Source organism: Klebsiella sp. HC6, assembly GCF_022605325.1.
Classification (GTDB): Bacteria; Pseudomonadota; Gammaproteobacteria; order Enterobacterales; family Enterobacteriaceae; genus Klebsiella; species Klebsiella terrigena.
In genome coordinates, this window is record NZ_CP093276.1 from 444,853 (window position 1) to 459,633 (window position 14,781).

Genomic DNA, 14,781 nt, shown 5'->3' on the forward strand with positions numbered 1-14,781 from the left:
CACTATGGATAAGAAATCTGCTCGTATCCGTCGTGCGACCCGCGCACGCCGCAAGCTCCAGGAGCTGGGTGCAACTCGCCTGGTGGTACATCGTACCCCGCGTCATATTTACGCACAGGTAATTGCACCGAACGGTTCTGAAGTTCTGGTAGCTGCTTCTACTGTAGAAAAAGCTATCGCTGAACAACTGAAGTACACCGGTAACAAAGACGCGGCTGCAGCTGTGGGTAAAGCTGTCGCTGAACGCGCTCTGGAAAAAGGCATCAAAGATGTTTCCTTTGACCGTTCCGGGTTCCAATATCATGGTCGTGTCCAGGCACTGGCAGATGCTGCCCGTGAAGCTGGCCTTCAGTTCTAAGGTAGAGGTGTAAGATGGCTCACATCGAAAAACAAGCTGGCGAACTGCAGGAAAAGCTGATCGCGGTTAACCGCGTATCTAAAACCGTTAAAGGTGGTCGTATTTTCTCCTTCACAGCTCTGACTGTAGTTGGTGACGGTAACGGTCGCGTAGGTTTTGGTTACGGTAAAGCGCGTGAAGTTCCAGCAGCGATCCAGAAAGCGATGGAAAAAGCCCGTCGCAATATGATTAACGTCGCGCTGAACCACGGCACCCTGCAGCACCCGGTTAAAGGTGTTCACACGGGTTCTCGTGTATTCATGCAGCCAGCTTCCGAAGGTACCGGTATCATCGCCGGTGGTGCAATGCGCGCCGTTCTGGAAGTTGCTGGAGTTCATAACGTTCTGGCCAAAGCATATGGTTCCACCAACCCGATTAACGTGGTTCGTGCAACTATTGATGGTCTGGAAAATATGAATTCTCCAGAAATGGTCGCTGCCAAGCGTGGTAAATCCGTTGAAGAAATTCTGGGGAAATAAACCATGGCAAAGACTATTAAAATTACTCAAACCCGCAGTGCAATCGGTCGTCTGCCGAAACACAAGGCAACGCTGCTTGGCCTGGGTCTGCGTCGTATTGGTCACACCGTAGAACGCGAGGATACTCCTGCTGTTCGTGGTATGGTCAACGCGGTTTCCTTTATGGTTAAAGTTGAGGAGTAAGAGATGCGTTTAAATACTCTGTCTCCGGCCGAAGGCTCTAAAAAGGCGGGTAAGCGCCTGGGTCGTGGTATCGGTTCTGGCCTCGGTAAGACCGGTGGTCGTGGTCACAAAGGTCAGAACTCTCGTTCTGGCGGTGGCGTACGTCGCGGTTTCGAGGGCGGTCAGATGCCTCTGTACCGTCGTCTGCCGAAATTCGGCTTCACTTCTCGTAAAGCAATGATCACTGCAGAGATTCGTCTCTCCGATCTGGCTCACGTAGAAGGCGATGTAGTCGACCTGAACACGCTGAAAGCAGCTAACATTATCGGTATTCAGATTGAGTTCGCGAAAGTGATTCTTTCTGGCGAGGTAGCTCGTCCGGTAACTGTTCGTGGCCTGCGCGTGACTAAAGGTGCTCGTGCTGCTATCGAAGCTGCTGGCGGTAAAATTGAGGAATAAGTAGCAGATGGCTAAGCAACCGGGATTAGATTTTCAAAGTGCCAAAGGTGGACTTGGCGAACTGAAACGCAGACTTTTGTTTGTTATCGGTGCGCTGATTGTATTCCGTATTGGTTCTTTTATTCCGATCCCTGGTATCGATGCCGCTGTACTTGCCAAACTGCTTGAGCAACAGCGAGGCACTATCATTGAAATGTTTAACATGTTCTCTGGTGGTGCCCTCAGCCGTGCTTCTATCTTTGCCCTGGGCATCATGCCGTATATTTCGGCATCGATCATTGTCCAACTGTTGACGGTTGTTTATCAGCCGTTAGCAGAGATGAAGAAAGAAGGGGAGTCTGGTCGTCGTAAGATCAGCCAGTACACCCGCTACGGTACTCTGGTGCTGGCGATATTCCAGTCGATCGGTATTGCTACCGGTCTACCGAATATGCCTGGTATGCAGGGCCTGGTGATGAATCCGGGCTTTGCATTCTATTTCACCGCTGTTGTAAGTCTGGTCACAGGAACTATGTTCCTGATGTGGCTCGGCGAACAGATTACTGAACGTGGTATCGGTAACGGTATCTCGATCATTATCTTCGCTGGTATCGTTGCGGGTCTCCCGCCGGCCATCGCCCATACTATCGAGCAAGCGCGTCAAGGCGACCTGCACTTCCTCCTGTTGCTATTGGTTGCAGTATTAGTGTTTGCCGTGACCTTCTTTGTTGTATTCGTTGAACGTGGTCAACGCCGCATTGTGGTGAACTACGCGAAGCGTCAACAGGGTCGTCGCGTCTATGCTGCACAGAGCACACATTTGCCGCTGAAAGTGAATATGGCGGGTGTAATCCCTGCAATCTTCGCTTCCAGTATTATTCTGTTCCCTGCGACCATCGCGTCATGGTTCGGGGGCGGTACCGGTTGGAACTGGCTGACAACAATTTCGCTGTATTTGCAGCCTGGGCAACCGCTTTATGTGTTACTCTATGCGTCTGCAATCATATTCTTCTGTTTCTTCTACACGGCTTTGGTTTTCAACCCGCGTGAAACAGCAGATAACCTGAAGAAGTCCGGTGCATTTGTACCAGGAATTCGTCCGGGAGAGCAAACGGCGAAGTATATCGATAAAGTAATGACTCGCCTGACTTTGGTCGGTGCACTGTATATTACCTTTATCTGCCTGATCCCGGAGTTCATGCGTGATGCAATGAAGGTGCCGTTCTACTTCGGTGGAACCTCGCTGCTAATTGTTGTCGTCGTGATTATGGACTTTATGGCTCAAGTGCAAACTCTGATGATGTCGAGTCAGTACGAGTCTGCATTGAAGAAGGCGAACCTGAAAGGCTACGGCCGATAACTGGTCGCCTGAGAAGTTACGGAGAGTAAAAATGAAAGTTCGTGCTTCCGTCAAGAAATTATGCCGTAACTGCAAAATCGTTAAGCGTGATGGTGTCATCCGTGTGATTTGCAGTGCCGAGCCAAAGCATAAACAGCGCCAAGGCTGATTTATTCGCATATTTTTCTTGCAAAGTTGGATTGAGCTGGCTAGATTAGCCAGCCAATCTTTTGTATGTCTGTGCGTTTCCATTTGAGTATCCTGAAAACGGGCTTTTCAGCATGGTGCGTACATATTAAATAGTAGGAGTGCATAGTGGCCCGTATAGCAGGCATTAACATTCCTGATCACAAACATACCGTAATCGCATTGACTGCTATTTTCGGTATCGGCAAGACCCGCTCTAAAGCCATCTGTGCTGACACGGGTATCGCTGAAAATGTTAAGATCAGTGAGCTGTCTGAAGAACAAATTGAAGTTCTGCGTGAAGCAGTAGGTAAATTTGTCGTTGAAGGTGATCTGCGCCGTGAAATCACCCTGAGCATCAAGCGTCTGATGGACCTTGGTTGCTATCGTGGTTTACGCCATCGTCGTGGTCTTCCGGTTCGCGGTCAGCGTACTAAGACCAACGCACGTACCCGTAAGGGTCCGCGTAAACCGATCAAGAAATAATCGGGGTGATTGAATAATGGCAAAGGCACCAGTTCGTGCACGTAAGCGTGTAAGAAAACAAGTCTCTGATGGCGTGGCTCATGTCCATGCGTCTTTTAACAACACCATCGTTACCATCACTGATCGTCAGGGTAACGCACTGGGTTGGGCAACAGCCGGTGGTTCCGGTTTCCGTGGTTCGCGTAAATCAACTCCGTTTGCAGCTCAGGTTGCAGCAGAGCGTTGCGCTGAAGCCGTAAAAGAATACGGCATCAAGAATCTGGAAGTTATGGTCAAAGGTCCGGGTCCGGGTCGCGAATCTACTATTCGTGCTCTGAACGCCGCTGGTTTCCGCATCACTAATATTACTGATGTGACTCCGATCCCTCATAACGGTTGTCGTCCGCCGAAAAAACGTCGCGTATAACGCGCTCGTTTCTAGGATTGTTGGAGAAAGAAAATGGCAAGATATTTGGGTCCTAAGCTCAAGCTGAGCCGTCGTGAGGGCACAGACCTGTTCCTTAAGTCTGGCGTTCGCGCGATCGATACCAAGTGTAAAATTGAACAAGCTCCTGGCCAGCACGGTGCGCGTAAACCGCGTCTGTCTGACTATGGTGTGCAGTTGCGTGAAAAGCAAAAAGTTCGCCGTATGTACGGTGTGCTGGAGCGTCAGTTCCGTAACTATTATAAAGAAGCAGCACGTCTGAAAGGCAACACCGGTGAAAACCTGTTGGCTCTGCTGGAAGGTCGTCTGGACAACGTTGTATACCGTATGGGCTTCGGCGCAACTCGTGCTGAATCACGTCAGCTGGTTAGCCACAAAGCTATCATGGTAAACGGTCGTGTTGTTAACATCGCTTCTTATCAGGTTAAAGCGAACGACGTCGTCAGCATTCGTGAGAAAGCGAAAAAGCAATCTCGCGTGAAAGCCGCTCTGGAGCTGGCTGAGCAGCGTGAAAAGCCAACCTGGCTGGAAGTTGATGCTGGCAAGATGGAAGGTACGTTCAAGCGTCAGCCGGAACGTTCTGATCTGTCTGCGGACATTAACGAACACCTGATCGTCGAGCTTTACTCCAAGTAAAGCTTAGTACCAAAGAGAGGACACAATGCAGGGTTCTGTGACAGAGTTTCTAAAACCGCGCCTGGTCGATATCGAGCAAGTGAGTTCGACGCACGCCAAGGTGACCCTTGAGCCTTTAGAGCGTGGCTTTGGCCATACTCTGGGTAACGCACTGCGCCGTATTCTGCTCTCATCGATGCCGGGTTGCGCGGTGACCGAGGTTGAGATTGATGGTGTACTTCATGAGTACAGCACCAAAGAAGGCGTTCAGGAAGATATCCTTGAAATCCTGCTCAACCTGAAAGGGCTGGCGGTGAGAGTTCAGGGTAAAGATGAAGTTATCCTTACTTTGAATAAATCTGGCATTGGCCCTGTGACCGCAGCCGACATCACCCATGATGGTGATGTCGAAATCGTCAAGCCGCAACATGTGATCTGCCACCTGACCGATGAGAACGCTGCTATTAGCATGCGTATCAAAGTTCAGCGCGGTCGTGGTTATGTGCCGGCTTCTGCCCGAATTCATTCGGAAGAAGATGAGCGCCCAATCGGCCGTCTGCTGGTCGACGCATGCTACAGCCCCGTAGAGCGTATTGCCTACAATGTTGAAGCAGCGCGTGTAGAACAGCGTACCGACCTGGACAAGCTGGTCATCGAAATGGAAACCAACGGCACAATCGATCCTGAAGAGGCGATTCGTCGTGCGGCAACCATCCTGGCAGAACAACTTGAAGCTTTCGTTGACTTACGTGATGTACGTCAGCCGGAAGTGAAAGAAGAGAAACCAGAATTCGATCCGATCCTGCTGCGCCCTGTTGACGATCTCGAATTGACTGTCCGCTCTGCTAACTGCCTGAAGGCAGAAGCTATCCACTATATCGGTGATCTGGTACAGCGTACCGAGGTTGAGTTGCTGAAAACGCCGAACCTGGGTAAAAAATCTCTTACTGAGATTAAAGACGTGCTGGCTTCACGTGGTCTGTCTCTGGGCATGCGCCTGGAAAACTGGCCACCGGCAAGCATTGCTGACGAGTAACCGGATCACAGGTTAAGGTTTTACTGAGAAGGATAAGGTCATGCGCCATCGTAAGAGTGGTCGTCAACTGAACCGCAACAGCAGCCATCGCCAGGCTATGTTCCGTAACATGGCTGGTTCGCTGGTTCGTCATGAAATCATCAAGACGACCCTGCCGAAAGCGAAAGAACTGCGTCGCGTAGTTGAGCCGCTGATTACTCTTGCCAAGACTGATAGCGTAGCTAATCGTCGTCTGGCATTCGCCCGTACTCGTGATAACGAGATCGTGGCAAAACTGTTTAACGAGCTGGGCCCGCGTTTCGCGAGCCGCGCCGGTGGTTACACTCGCATTCTGAAGTGTGGCTTCCGTGCAGGCGACAACGCGCCGATGGCATACATCGAGCTGGTTGATCGTGCTGAGCAGAAAGCAGAAGCTGCTGCAGAGTAATCTGTAGTAACGTAAAAAAACCCGCCTCGGCGGGTTTTTTTATATCCTCAACGTCTCTGCTTCATTACACTATTCTGTATTCTTTTTGTTCATCCCCGGAGCCGTATGATGTGGTTGCTGGATCAGTGGGCAGAACGCCATATCCTTGACGCACAAAATAAAGGTGATTTCGATAATCTTCCCGGCCGCGGTGAACCACTGACCCTGGATGACGATCTGCATGTGCCACCTGAGCTACGCGTCAGCTACCGTTTACTCAAGAACGCCGGCTGTTTACCTCCTGAACTGGAACATCGTAGAGAAGCCGTTGAGCTGGTTGATTTGCTTAACGTCGTTCGTCAGGATGACCCACAGCATGCCGAACTGAGTCGTAGGCTTGCTTTGCTCGAGCTAAAGCTACGCCAGGCCGGGCTCAACACAGATTTTCTGCGCGGTGAGTATTCTGCCAGGCTGCAAAACAAAATGAGTGAGGAGTAAGTATGTATCGTATCGGTGAGCTCGCGAAGCTGGCGGATGTCACACCCGACACCATTCGCTACTACGAAAAGCAGCAGATGATGGCCCACGATGTTCGTACTGAGGGAGGATTTCGCCTTTATACCGACAATGACCTTCAGCGGCTACGTTTTATCCGCTACGCGCGGCAGCTGGGCTTCACGCTCGAATCGATCCGCGAGCTGCTGTCGATCCGCATCGATCCTGAACACCATACCTGCCAGGAATCAAAAGGGATCGTACAGGCGCGCCTGAGCGAAGTTGAATCGCGTATTAAGGAATTACAGACGATGCGACGATCCTTACAGAGGCTTAACGATGCATGCTGCGGTAGCGCTCACAGCAGCGTCTACTGCTCCATTCTTGAAGCGCTTGAGCAGGGGGCCAGCAGCGGTAATGCAGGACGTTGATTTTTTGCGTGCGGAGATCTACACTCGCGTCGATCTCATTCACTATCAGGAGTTACTATGAGTCGCTATCAGCACACTAAAGGGCAAATAAAAGATAACGCCATCGAGGCACTGCTTCATGACCCGCTATTCAGGCAACGCGTTGAGAAAAACAAGAAAGGGAAAGGAAGCTATCAGCGAAAAGAAAAATATGCAGTACGGGGTGACCGGGAGGCCAGTGGCAAGAAAGTGAATCACTTTTTTACCACTGGCTTTCTGCTTTCTGTAGCCTGATTACGAGCGGTTGTTCTGCTCTTTTAACAGGTCACGAATTTCACTCAGCAGCACTTCTTCTTTAGTCGGGGCCGGCGGAGCTGCAGGGGCCTCTTCTTTTTTACGGTTCAGATTATTCATCAGTTTAATTGCCATAAAGATGGCAAACGCTACGATGACGAAGTCAAAAACGTTCTGAATAAACACGCCATAATGCATTACAACGGCCGGGATATCTCCCTGAGCATCGCGCAGCGTGACGGCAAAAGATTTAAAATCGATCCCACCAATAAGTAAGCCAAGCGGTGGCATAATAATATCGGCAACCAGCGACGATACAATTTTACCGAACGCTGCACCAATGATGACACCCACTGCCAGATCGACTACATTCCCGCGCATCGCGAAGTCGCGAAACTCTTTTAAAATACTCATTTCATTCTCCTTGAACCAGCTGACAGAGATAAGTTTATCAAATGTATTTCCATTTTCCATTATTGTTGAATAATTGCATAAAAATATTATCCATTGATAAACAAAGGTTAATGGATATGGGCGCGATACCGGCGCCCAAATAAATTACAGGAAGAAAGGACTTGGCTGGAACAGCCGTTCGACATCGGAGATAAATTTTTTGTCGGTCAGAAACATAATTACATGATCGCCCTGCTCAATACGTAAATTATTATTGGCGATCATCACGTCATTTCCGCGAACCACGGCGCCAATGATCGTCCCCGGGGGAAGCTTGATCTCATCGATCGATCGACCCACGACGCGCGAGGTGCTTTCATCTCCGTGGGCGACGGCTTCGATCGCTTCAGCTACGCCGCGGCGCAGGGAAGAGACGCCCACGATATCGGCTTTACGGACATGACTGAGCAGCGCGGAAATGGTCGCCTGCTGCGGGGAGATGGCGATATCGATAACGCTGCCCTGAACCAGATCGACGTAGGCTTTTCGCTGAATAAGCACCATGACCTTTTTGGCACCCATCCGCTTGGCCAGCATTGCGGACATGATGTTGGCTTCGTCATCATTGGTAACGGCAATGAAGAGGTCGACTTGATCGATATGCTCTTCTGCGAGGAGCTCCTGATCCGAGGCGTCACCATAAAAGACGATGGTGTTTTGGAGCTTTTCCGCCAGCTCGGCGGCGCGCTGCTGATCGCGTTCAATTAACTTGACGCTGTAGTCTTTTTCCAGCCGATGGGCCAGACCCGCACCGATATTTCCGCCGCCAACCAGCATGATGCGCTTGTAGGGTTTCTCCAGGCGCTGGAGCTCGCTCATCACGGCACGAATATGCTGGGATGCGGCAATAAAGAATACTTCATCACCGGCTTCAACAATGGTGGAACCCTGGGGACGAATAGGGCGATCGTGGCGGAAAATAGCCGCTACACGTGTGTCGATATGCGGCATGTGTTCACGCATTGTTGAGAGCGCGTTGCCGACCAACGGACCACCGTAGTAGGCTTTAACAACCGCCAGACTTACTTTCCCTTCGGCAAAGTTTACGACCTGCAGTGCGCCTGGATACTCAATCAGGCGATAAATATTGTCGATAACAAGCTGTTCCGGTGCGATCAAATGGTCAATCGGCACGGCTTCAGAGTGGAAAAGCTTATCGGCGTCACGCACGTAGTCCGGAGAACGAATACGGGCAATGCGATTAGGTGTATTAAACAGGGAATAGGCGACCTGGCAGGCCACCATATTGGTTTCATCAGAACTGGTGACGGCAACCAGCATGTCGGCATCATCCGCTCCAGCTTCGCGCAGTACGCGTGGATGAGAGCCATGCCCCTGAACAACACGCAGGTCAAACTTATCCTGCAGACTGCGCAGGCGGTCACCGTTGGTATCAACCAGGGTAATATCGTTGTTCTCTCCGACGAGGTTTTCCGCGAGAGTTCCGCCAACCTGTCCGGCGCCCAGAATAATAATCTTCATCAGCAGTGATCCATTATTTCCGATGTTTGATCAGCTTAGCGTAAAAGAACCCGTCACCCTCTTCCGCACCGGGCAGATTTTGCTGTCCTGGCTGCTCAGGTGTCCCGGTAATGCTAAGTTCTGCATCAGGCGTGCGCGCCAGGAATGCCGCAATTTGCTGGCTATTTTCTTCCGGAAGAATTGAGCAGGTCGCATAGACCAGGGTGCCGCCGGGTTTTAAATGCCCCCAGATGGCGTCAAGAATCTCAGCCTGAAGCTGCGCCAGCTCCGCGATATCGCGATCACGACGCAGCCATTTAATATCCGGATGACGGCGAATGACGCCAGTTGCCGAGCAGGGCGCATCAAGCAGAATACGATCGAATTTTTCATCATCGCACCACTGCGCTGGATATCTACCATCACCCTGTTTTACCTGGGCTTTCATTCCCAGACGCTTCAGGTTGTCATAGACACGGGACAGGCGTTGCTCATCGATATCGACAGCCATTACGCTGGCCTGCGGGGCGACTTCCAGGATATGGGTTGTTTTCCCGCCAGGCGCGGCGCAAAGGTCGAGGATCTTTTCGCCATTTTCCGGGGTCAGGTAGCGCATACAGCCTTGAGCTGAAGCATCCTGAACGGTGACCCAGCCTTGCTCAAAGCCGGGCAAGGCCTGTACAGGCGCCGGCGTCGCCAGACGAACGGCGTCCGGATAGTCGGGGTGAGGAAAACCCTGCATGCCTGCCTCTTCAAGGAGCGCCAGCCACTCATCGCGTGAGTGGTGATTGCGATTAACGCGTAGCCACATCGGCGGACGCTGGTTGTTGGCATCCGCAATGGCCTGCCACTGCTGTGGCCAGGCTTTTTGAATCCGTTTGATTAACCATGCGGGATGCAGGAAGCGGCTCTCGCTTTTGGCGAATTCGCCAAGCAATTCTTCCTGCTGACGCTGGAACTGGCGCAGTACGCCGTTGATCAGACCTTTGAGCTGCGGGCGTTTAATGGCTACCGCGCCCTCAACCGTTTCTGCCAGCGCCGCATGGGCGGGAATACGGGTGTGCAGCAGTTGATAAAAGCCGACCATAATTAAATAGTGAACGGTGCGCTGTTTTCCCGTCATCGGGCGAGCCATCAGCTTATTGATCAGCCATTCCATCTGACTGAGAGTACGCAGGAGACCAAAGCACAGCTCCTGCAGCAGCGCTTTATCTTTTTCACCGACTTTCTGCTGCAAAGGCGGCAGCACGTTGCTTAACGACTGGCCCTTCTCGACAACCTGTTCAACGGCCTGAGCCGCCAGACTACGTAAATTAAGATTTTTTTTCATAACCGTAAAAATAAAAAGGCCCGGTAGATCCGGGCTTTAGAAGGGACTACCGTCAGGAAAGACGGTTACCTGGGATAAACCACTCCCGGCGAGAATTTAGCAAATCCTGGGCGCTCATCGCTTTTTTACCTGCCGGCTGCAGGGATTCCAGATTCAGAATGCCATTGCCGGTTGCCACCTGAATACCCTGCTTGCTGGCAGCCACAATGGTGCCAGGCTCAGCGGTACTGGCTTCGGCAATGGCCGACGCCTGCCAAACCTTCACCGGCTGATCGTCAATTTCCAGCCAGCTCATCGGCCACGGATTGAAGGCGCGGATACAGCGTTCGAGCTGTTCGGCTGAAAGTGACCAGTCGATACGGGCTTCTTCTTTGCTGAGCTTCTCAGCGTAGGTGGCTAAGGCTTCATCCTGGACTTCTGGTTGAGTGGCTGCGTTAGCTAACTGGGTCAGCGTATCCAGCAGCCCCTGCGGGCCGAGGTTTGCAAGCTTGTCATACAGGCTGGCGCTGGTATCTTTTGCGGTTATTGGACAGGATAGCTTATACAACATATCGCCGGTATCGAGACCGACGTCCATCTGCATAATCGTTACGCCTGTTTCCGTATCGCCGGCCCATAATGAACGCTGAATAGGGGCGGCACCGCGCCAGCGAGGCAGCAGAGAACCGTGGACGTTAATGCAGCCAAGGCGCGGCATATCCAGAACCGCTTTGGGCAGAATCAGTCCGTAGGCGACAACCACCATAACATCGGCATTAAGCGAGGAGACCAGCTCCTGGTTTTCCTGTGGACGCAGGGATGCGGGCTGGAATACCGGCAAATTGTTGGCTTCAGCCAGAACTTTTACCGGGCTCGGCATAAGCTTTTTACCGCGGCCAGCGGGGCGATCGGGCTGAGTAAAAACGCCAACGATCTGGTGCTCAGACGACAACAGCGCGTCAAGATGACGCGCTGCAAAATCGGGTGTACCCGCAAAAATAATACGTAGTGATTGTGACACGTTAATCCTTGTCCTCAGGCACGCGTACGCAAACGATCCAGTTTTTCAACTTTCTGACGAATGCGCTGTTGTTTGAGCGGCGACAGATAATCGATGAACAGTTTGCCTACCAGATGATCCATTTCATGCTGAATACAGATAGCCAGCAGGCCGTCAGCATCCAGTTCGAACGGCTTGCCTTCACGATCCAGGGCACGGATTTTCACGGTTTCGGCACGTGGTACCAGCGCACGCTGTTCCGGAATGGACAGGCAGCCTTCTTCAATACCGGTTTCACCGTCTTTTTCCAGCAGCTCAGGGTTAATTAACACCAGCTGACCTTCACGGTTCTCCGACACATCAATAACAATAATGCGCTGATGGATATCAACCTGCGTTGCCGCCAGGCCAATACCCTCTTCCGCGTACATCGTCTCGAACATATCATCGACGATACGCTGAATTTCTGCATTGACTTCTTTTACCGGCTCGGCGACTTTGCGAAGGCGCTCGTCCGGAATATGTAACACTTGCAAAACTGCCATAAAGATCCAGAGTCGTATTCAGGAGTTGATAAGATTATTACCTCTATTCTAGACAAAACCCCTTCTAATTGACAGTCTCACTGTCCAATCGCAAGGATTGTTAAAGTCGCTTATGGCAGGGGAGTATGGATGGCGCCCGCAGAGATTTGGCTCCGCCTGATGAGGGTAAACGGTCTGTATGGTGAGACGATGGTGACCGTCGCTCGCCGGATAGGCACCGCGGCCGGGCTTGATAGTGAAGCTTTACGTCTCTGCGGCCTGAGCGTGGCGCAGGCGAGGCAATTTTTGACCTTTGGCCAGCGGGATATCGACGCCGCTCAGGAGTGGCTGGAACAGCCAGAGCACCATCTGCTCTCGGCCGACAGTCCTCTCTATCCACCGCAGCTGCGCGCAACCGCTGATTATCCCGGCGCGCTTTTGGTTAAAGGTGACCTCGCTATTTTGCAGAGCCGGCAGCTAGCGGTTGTCGGTAGCCGCGCGCACTCCTGGTACGGCGAACGCTGGGGGAGAGTGTTCAGCGAAGCCCTGGCGCGCTATGGCATCACGATTACCAGCGGGCTGGCGATTGGTATAGACGGCGTTGCCCATCGCGGCGCCCTTGCCGCGAATGGAAAAAGCATTGCGGTGCTCGGGAATGGGTTAGGGGATATTTACCCGCGTCGGCACGCCGCTTTAGCAAGGCAGATTGTCGATAGCGGAGGGGCGCTGCTGTCTGAGTTTCCTCTCGCCACACCGCCATTACCTGGGAATTTCCCTCGCCGTAACCGGATTATCAGCGGCTTAAGTATTGGGGTATTGGTTGTGGAGGCCGCATTGAGAAGCGGCTCGTTGGTTACCGTCCGCTGTGCACTTGAACAGGGAAGGGAGGTTTTTTCGCTGCCCGGGCCGATAGGCAGCCCAGGCTCAGAGGGCCCGCATTGGCTCATCAAGCAGGGCGCAGTCCCCGTTACGGCGCCCGAGGATATCGTCGAATACTGGCAGCATGAGCTGCTATGGCTGCGCGAGACGCCGTACTACATAAATAATTGCACGGATCGGCCACCCGTAGCATTGCCATTTCCTGAGCTCCTGGCTAACGTAGGAGATGAGGTAACACCTGTTGACGTTGTCGCTGAACGTGCCGGCCAATCTGTACCAGTGACCGTAGCTCAGCTACTTGAACTGGAGTTAGCAGGCTGGATCGCAGCTGTACCCGGCGGCTATGTCCGATTAAGGAGGGCAAGCCATGTTCGACGTACTCATGTATTTGTTTGAGACTTACATCCATAACGAAGCAGAAATGCGCGTAGACCAGGATAAGCTGACCCGGGATCTCACCGACGCCGGTTTTGAACGGGAAGATATTTATAACGCGCTGATGTGGCTCGAGAAACTGGCTGATTATCAGGAAGGCCTTGTCGCGCCCATGCAGCTGGCTTCTGACCCACTCTCTTTACGGATTTACACCGAAGAAGAGTGTCAGCGTCTGGATGCTAGTTGCCGAGGATTCTTATTATTCCTCGAGCAAATTCAGGTGTTGAACCTCGAAACGCGAGAAATGGTAATAGAACGCGTTCTGGCGCTGGATACGGCAGAGTTTGAACTGGAAGACCTTAAATGGGTGATCCTGATGGTGCTGTTTAATATTCCAGGCTGTGAAAATGCCTACCAGCAGATGGAAGAATTACTCTTCGAAGTAAATGAAGGTATGCTGCATTAATCTTTTTGCAGCAACGTCGAGTATTTATGACCAAATCAGCACTGTTTCAGGTGCGTAAAAATGAGCCCTGTCCACAGTGCGGGGCTGAACTGGTAATCCGCTCCGGGAAGCATGGACCGTTTCTTGGCTGTTCGCACTATCCGGACTGTAACTACGTCCGTCCCCTGAAAAGTCAGGCGGACGGACATATCGTTAAAGTGCTGGAGGGGCAGGAGTGTCCATCCTGCGGCGCCGTGATGGTGCTGCGTCAGGGACGCTTCGGTATGTTTATTGGTTGCAGCAGCTATCCGCAATGCCAGCATACTGAACTCATTGATAAGCCCGATGAGACGGCTATCGCGTGCCCGCAGTGTGGTCAGGGACATTTGGTTCAACGCCGCTCTCGTTTTGGCAAAACTTTTCACTCCTGCGATCGTTACCCCGATTGCCAGTTCGTCATTAACTTCAAACCGATAGCGGGCGAGTGTCCTGAATGCCACTATCCGCTATTAATCGAAAAGAAAACGGCGCAGGGCGTTAAATGCTTTTGTGCCAGTAAACAATGTGGAAAGCCGATATCGGCGGAACAAATCAGTGAATAATAACCTGCAATCAGAAACCGTCGCCCATGCAGTGGCGGTTCTGAATAACGAACACGTCATCGCCTATCCCACAGAAGCCGTTTTTGGCGTTGGCTGCGATCCCGACAGCGAAACGGCCGTCATGCGCCTGCTGGACCTCAAGCAGCGGCCGGTCGAGAAAGGCCTGATTCTTATCGCCGCCCGCTTTGAACAGCTACTTCCTTATATAGATGACTCTCAGCTTAGTGAGGCGCAGCTGGCGACAATTTTTAGCTGCTGGCCTGGACCGGTGACGTTCGTCTTCCCGGCGCGTAAAACAACTCCGCGCTGGTTGACCGGGCGTTTTGACTCTTTGGCGGTACGCGTTACCGATCACCCGCTGGTGGTTGAGCTATGTGAAGCCTATGGAAAACCGCTGGTCTCGACCAGTGCGAATTTATCCGGCCAGCCTCCCTGTCGCACCACGGCTGAAGTTCACGCCCAGTTTGGCGCCGATTTTCCGGTGGTTAATGGGTTAACCGGCGGTCGTCAGAATCCGTCTGAAATTCGCGACGCCCTGACGGGCGAACTCTTCCGCCAGGGGTAAG

Annotated in this window: 23 protein-coding genes; 18 read left to right on the forward strand and 5 right to left on the reverse strand. The window is 52.2% G+C overall.

Annotation, left to right across the window (positions count from 1 at the left end):
* The first annotated feature begins 4 nt into the window (after window positions 1-4).
* The 14 genes from rplR (at window position 5) to MMW58_RS02150 (ending at window position 7,167) form a co-directional block, all read left to right on the forward strand.
* Window positions 5-358 carry a 50S ribosomal protein L18 gene (rplR, locus tag MMW58_RS02085; protein WP_000358960.1) on the forward strand — a complete coding sequence of 118 codons (354 nt, stop codon included), beginning with the start codon at window positions 5-7 and terminating at the stop codon, window positions 356-358.
* A 14-nt stretch (window positions 359-372) separates the two neighbouring features.
* On the forward strand, window positions 373-876 hold the full coding sequence (rpsE, locus tag MMW58_RS02090) for a 30S ribosomal protein S5 (RefSeq protein ID WP_004106339.1): 504 nt from the start codon (window positions 373-375) through the stop codon (window positions 874-876).
* Between the two features lie 3 nt (window positions 877-879).
* The gene (gene rpmD, locus MMW58_RS02095; protein ID WP_001140434.1) at window positions 880-1,059 is read left to right on the forward strand and encodes a 50S ribosomal protein L30; all 180 of its coding nucleotides are present in this window, start codon (window positions 880-882) and stop codon (window positions 1,057-1,059) included.
* Window positions 1,060-1,062: 3 nt separating this feature from the next.
* Window positions 1,063-1,497 carry a 50S ribosomal protein L15 gene (gene rplO, locus MMW58_RS02100; protein ID WP_041142964.1) on the forward strand — a complete coding sequence of 145 codons (435 nt, stop codon included), beginning with the start codon at window positions 1,063-1,065 and terminating at the stop codon, window positions 1,495-1,497.
* Window positions 1,498-1,504: 7 nt separating this feature from the next.
* Window positions 1,505-2,836 carry a preprotein translocase subunit SecY gene (secY, locus tag MMW58_RS02105; protein WP_041142963.1) on the forward strand — a complete coding sequence of 444 codons (1,332 nt, stop codon included), beginning with the start codon at window positions 1,505-1,507 and terminating at the stop codon, window positions 2,834-2,836.
* A 31-nt stretch (window positions 2,837-2,867) separates the two neighbouring features.
* Entirely contained in the window at window positions 2,868-2,984 is a 117-nt protein-coding gene (gene rpmJ, locus MMW58_RS02110; RefSeq protein ID WP_000868187.1) for a 50S ribosomal protein L36, read from the forward strand.
* A 146-nt stretch (window positions 2,985-3,130) separates the two neighbouring features.
* The gene (rpsM, locus tag MMW58_RS02115) at window positions 3,131-3,487 is read left to right on the forward strand and encodes a 30S ribosomal protein S13 (RefSeq protein ID WP_041142962.1); all 357 of its coding nucleotides are present in this window, start codon (window positions 3,131-3,133) and stop codon (window positions 3,485-3,487) included.
* A 16-nt stretch (window positions 3,488-3,503) separates the two neighbouring features.
* A complete protein-coding gene (gene rpsK, locus MMW58_RS02120; RefSeq protein ID WP_004138423.1) occupies window positions 3,504-3,893 on the forward strand; it encodes a 30S ribosomal protein S11 in 390 nt (129 codons plus the stop codon).
* A gap of 33 nt (window positions 3,894-3,926) precedes the next feature.
* A complete protein-coding gene (gene rpsD / locus MMW58_RS02125; RefSeq protein WP_004868345.1) occupies window positions 3,927-4,547 on the forward strand; it encodes a 30S ribosomal protein S4 in 621 nt (206 codons plus the stop codon).
* A gap of 25 nt (window positions 4,548-4,572) precedes the next feature.
* Window positions 4,573-5,562, forward strand: coding sequence for a DNA-directed RNA polymerase subunit alpha (locus MMW58_RS02130; protein WP_002919219.1), 990 nt, complete (start codon window positions 4,573-4,575; stop codon window positions 5,560-5,562).
* A gap of 40 nt (window positions 5,563-5,602) precedes the next feature.
* On the forward strand, window positions 5,603-5,989 hold the full coding sequence (gene rplQ / locus MMW58_RS02135; protein ID WP_241722685.1) for a 50S ribosomal protein L17: 387 nt from the start codon (window positions 5,603-5,605) through the stop codon (window positions 5,987-5,989).
* 108 nt (window positions 5,990-6,097) lie between these two features.
* Window positions 6,098-6,466 carry a DnaJ family domain-containing protein gene (locus MMW58_RS02140; protein ID WP_132512816.1) on the forward strand — a complete coding sequence of 123 codons (369 nt, stop codon included), beginning with the start codon at window positions 6,098-6,100 and terminating at the stop codon, window positions 6,464-6,466.
* A 2-nt stretch (window positions 6,467-6,468) separates the two neighbouring features.
* A complete protein-coding gene (gene zntR, locus MMW58_RS02145) occupies window positions 6,469-6,894 on the forward strand; it encodes a Zn(2+)-responsive transcriptional regulator (protein ID WP_041142960.1) in 426 nt (141 codons plus the stop codon).
* Window positions 6,895-6,951: 57 nt separating this feature from the next.
* The gene (locus MMW58_RS02150) at window positions 6,952-7,167 is read left to right on the forward strand and encodes an alternative ribosome-rescue factor A (RefSeq protein ID WP_041142959.1); all 216 of its coding nucleotides are present in this window, start codon (window positions 6,952-6,954) and stop codon (window positions 7,165-7,167) included.
* Here MMW58_RS02150 and mscL read toward each other — a convergent pair whose 3' ends face one another.
* The 5 genes from mscL to def all read right to left on the reverse strand — a co-directional run bounded on the left by mscL (window position 7,168) and on the right by def (window position 11,935).
* Window positions 7,168-7,581, reverse strand: coding sequence for a large-conductance mechanosensitive channel protein MscL (gene mscL, locus MMW58_RS02155; protein WP_041142958.1), 414 nt, complete (start codon window positions 7,579-7,581; stop codon window positions 7,168-7,170).
* Window positions 7,582-7,725: 144 nt separating this feature from the next.
* On the reverse strand, window positions 7,726-9,102 hold the full coding sequence (gene trkA / locus MMW58_RS02160; protein ID WP_041142957.1) for a Trk system potassium transporter TrkA: 1,377 nt from the start codon (window positions 9,100-9,102) through the stop codon (window positions 7,726-7,728).
* A 13-nt stretch (window positions 9,103-9,115) separates the two neighbouring features.
* Window positions 9,116-10,411 carry a 16S rRNA (cytosine(967)-C(5))-methyltransferase RsmB gene (rsmB, locus tag MMW58_RS02165; RefSeq protein ID WP_241722686.1) on the reverse strand — a complete coding sequence of 432 codons (1,296 nt, stop codon included), beginning with the start codon at window positions 10,409-10,411 and terminating at the stop codon, window positions 9,116-9,118.
* A gap of 52 nt (window positions 10,412-10,463) precedes the next feature.
* Complete coding sequence (fmt, locus tag MMW58_RS02170; RefSeq protein WP_159237991.1) at window positions 10,464-11,411, reverse strand: methionyl-tRNA formyltransferase; 948 nt, start codon at window positions 11,409-11,411, stop codon at window positions 10,464-10,466.
* Window positions 11,412-11,425: 14 nt separating this feature from the next.
* Window positions 11,426-11,935, reverse strand: a complete 510-nt coding sequence (gene def, locus MMW58_RS02175; protein ID WP_041142954.1) for a peptide deformylase — start codon at window positions 11,933-11,935, stop codon at window positions 11,426-11,428.
* A 129-nt stretch (window positions 11,936-12,064) separates the two neighbouring features.
* On the opposite strand from def, the gene dprA reads away from it, so the two are divergent.
* The 4 genes from dprA to tsaC are packed head-to-tail and all read left to right on the forward strand — an operon-like array spanning window position 12,065 to window position 14,780.
* Window positions 12,065-13,189, forward strand: a complete 1,125-nt coding sequence (gene dprA / locus MMW58_RS02180; protein ID WP_241722687.1) for a DNA-protecting protein DprA — start codon at window positions 12,065-12,067, stop codon at window positions 13,187-13,189.
* Window positions 13,161-13,634, forward strand: a complete 474-nt coding sequence (gene smg, locus MMW58_RS02185) for a DUF494 family protein Smg (protein ID WP_041142952.1) — start codon at window positions 13,161-13,163, stop codon at window positions 13,632-13,634. The genes dprA and smg overlap by 29 nt, the downstream gene beginning before the upstream one ends.
* Window positions 13,635-13,660: 26 nt before the next feature.
* On the forward strand, window positions 13,661-14,215 hold the full coding sequence (locus MMW58_RS02190) for a DNA topoisomerase family protein (RefSeq protein WP_071844854.1): 555 nt from the start codon (window positions 13,661-13,663) through the stop codon (window positions 14,213-14,215).
* On the forward strand, window positions 14,208-14,780 hold the full coding sequence (gene tsaC, locus MMW58_RS02195) for an L-threonylcarbamoyladenylate synthase type 1 TsaC (RefSeq protein ID WP_123709764.1): 573 nt from the start codon (window positions 14,208-14,210) through the stop codon (window positions 14,778-14,780). Before MMW58_RS02190 ends, tsaC begins: the two co-directional genes overlap by 8 nt.
* Window position 14,781: the final 1 nt, after the last annotated feature.

Excerpts from the sequence above, each read along its gene's own strand:
- MMW58_RS02140 (WP_132512816.1), top strand. The coding sequence starts at position 6,098 with ATGTGGTTGCTGGATCAGTGGGCAGAACGCCATATCCTTGACGCACAA.
- rpsD (WP_004868345.1), top strand. The coding sequence starts at position 3,927 with ATGGCAAGATATTTGGGTCCTAAGCTCAAGCTGAGCCGTCGTGAGGGC.
- rpmD (WP_001140434.1), top strand. The coding sequence starts at position 880 with ATGGCAAAGACTATTAAAATTACTCAAACCCGCAGTGCAATCGGTCGT.
- rplO (WP_041142964.1), top strand. The coding sequence starts at position 1,063 with ATGCGTTTAAATACTCTGTCTCCGGCCGAAGGCTCTAAAAAGGCGGGT.
- MMW58_RS02130 (WP_002919219.1), top strand. The coding sequence starts at position 4,573 with ATGCAGGGTTCTGTGACAGAGTTTCTAAAACCGCGCCTGGTCGATATC.
- def (WP_041142954.1), bottom strand. The coding sequence starts at position 11,935 with ATGGCAGTTTTGCAAGTGTTACATATTCCGGACGAGCGCCTTCGCAAA.
- MMW58_RS02190 (WP_071844854.1), top strand. The coding sequence starts at position 13,661 with ATGACCAAATCAGCACTGTTTCAGGTGCGTAAAAATGAGCCCTGTCCA.
- rpsE (WP_004106339.1), top strand. The coding sequence starts at position 373 with ATGGCTCACATCGAAAAACAAGCTGGCGAACTGCAGGAAAAGCTGATC.
- rpmJ (WP_000868187.1), top strand. The coding sequence starts at position 2,868 with ATGAAAGTTCGTGCTTCCGTCAAGAAATTATGCCGTAACTGCAAAATC.
- MMW58_RS02150 (WP_041142959.1), top strand. The coding sequence starts at position 6,952 with ATGAGTCGCTATCAGCACACTAAAGGGCAAATAAAAGATAACGCCATC.
- smg (WP_041142952.1), top strand. The coding sequence starts at position 13,161 with ATGTTCGACGTACTCATGTATTTGTTTGAGACTTACATCCATAACGAA.
- rsmB (WP_241722686.1), bottom strand. The coding sequence starts at position 10,411 with ATGAAAAAAAATCTTAATTTACGTAGTCTGGCGGCTCAGGCCGTTGAA.
- rplR (WP_000358960.1), top strand. The coding sequence starts at position 5 with ATGGATAAGAAATCTGCTCGTATCCGTCGTGCGACCCGCGCACGCCGC.
- rpsK (WP_004138423.1), top strand. The coding sequence starts at position 3,504 with ATGGCAAAGGCACCAGTTCGTGCACGTAAGCGTGTAAGAAAACAAGTC.
- secY (WP_041142963.1), top strand. The coding sequence starts at position 1,505 with ATGGCTAAGCAACCGGGATTAGATTTTCAAAGTGCCAAAGGTGGACTT.
- mscL (WP_041142958.1), bottom strand. The coding sequence starts at position 7,581 with ATGAGTATTTTAAAAGAGTTTCGCGACTTCGCGATGCGCGGGAATGTA.
- zntR (WP_041142960.1), top strand. The coding sequence starts at position 6,469 with ATGTATCGTATCGGTGAGCTCGCGAAGCTGGCGGATGTCACACCCGAC.
- trkA (WP_041142957.1), bottom strand. The coding sequence starts at position 9,102 with ATGAAGATTATTATTCTGGGCGCCGGACAGGTTGGCGGAACTCTCGCG.
- rplQ (WP_241722685.1), top strand. The coding sequence starts at position 5,603 with ATGCGCCATCGTAAGAGTGGTCGTCAACTGAACCGCAACAGCAGCCAT.
- dprA (WP_241722687.1), top strand. The coding sequence starts at position 12,065 with ATGGCGCCCGCAGAGATTTGGCTCCGCCTGATGAGGGTAAACGGTCTG.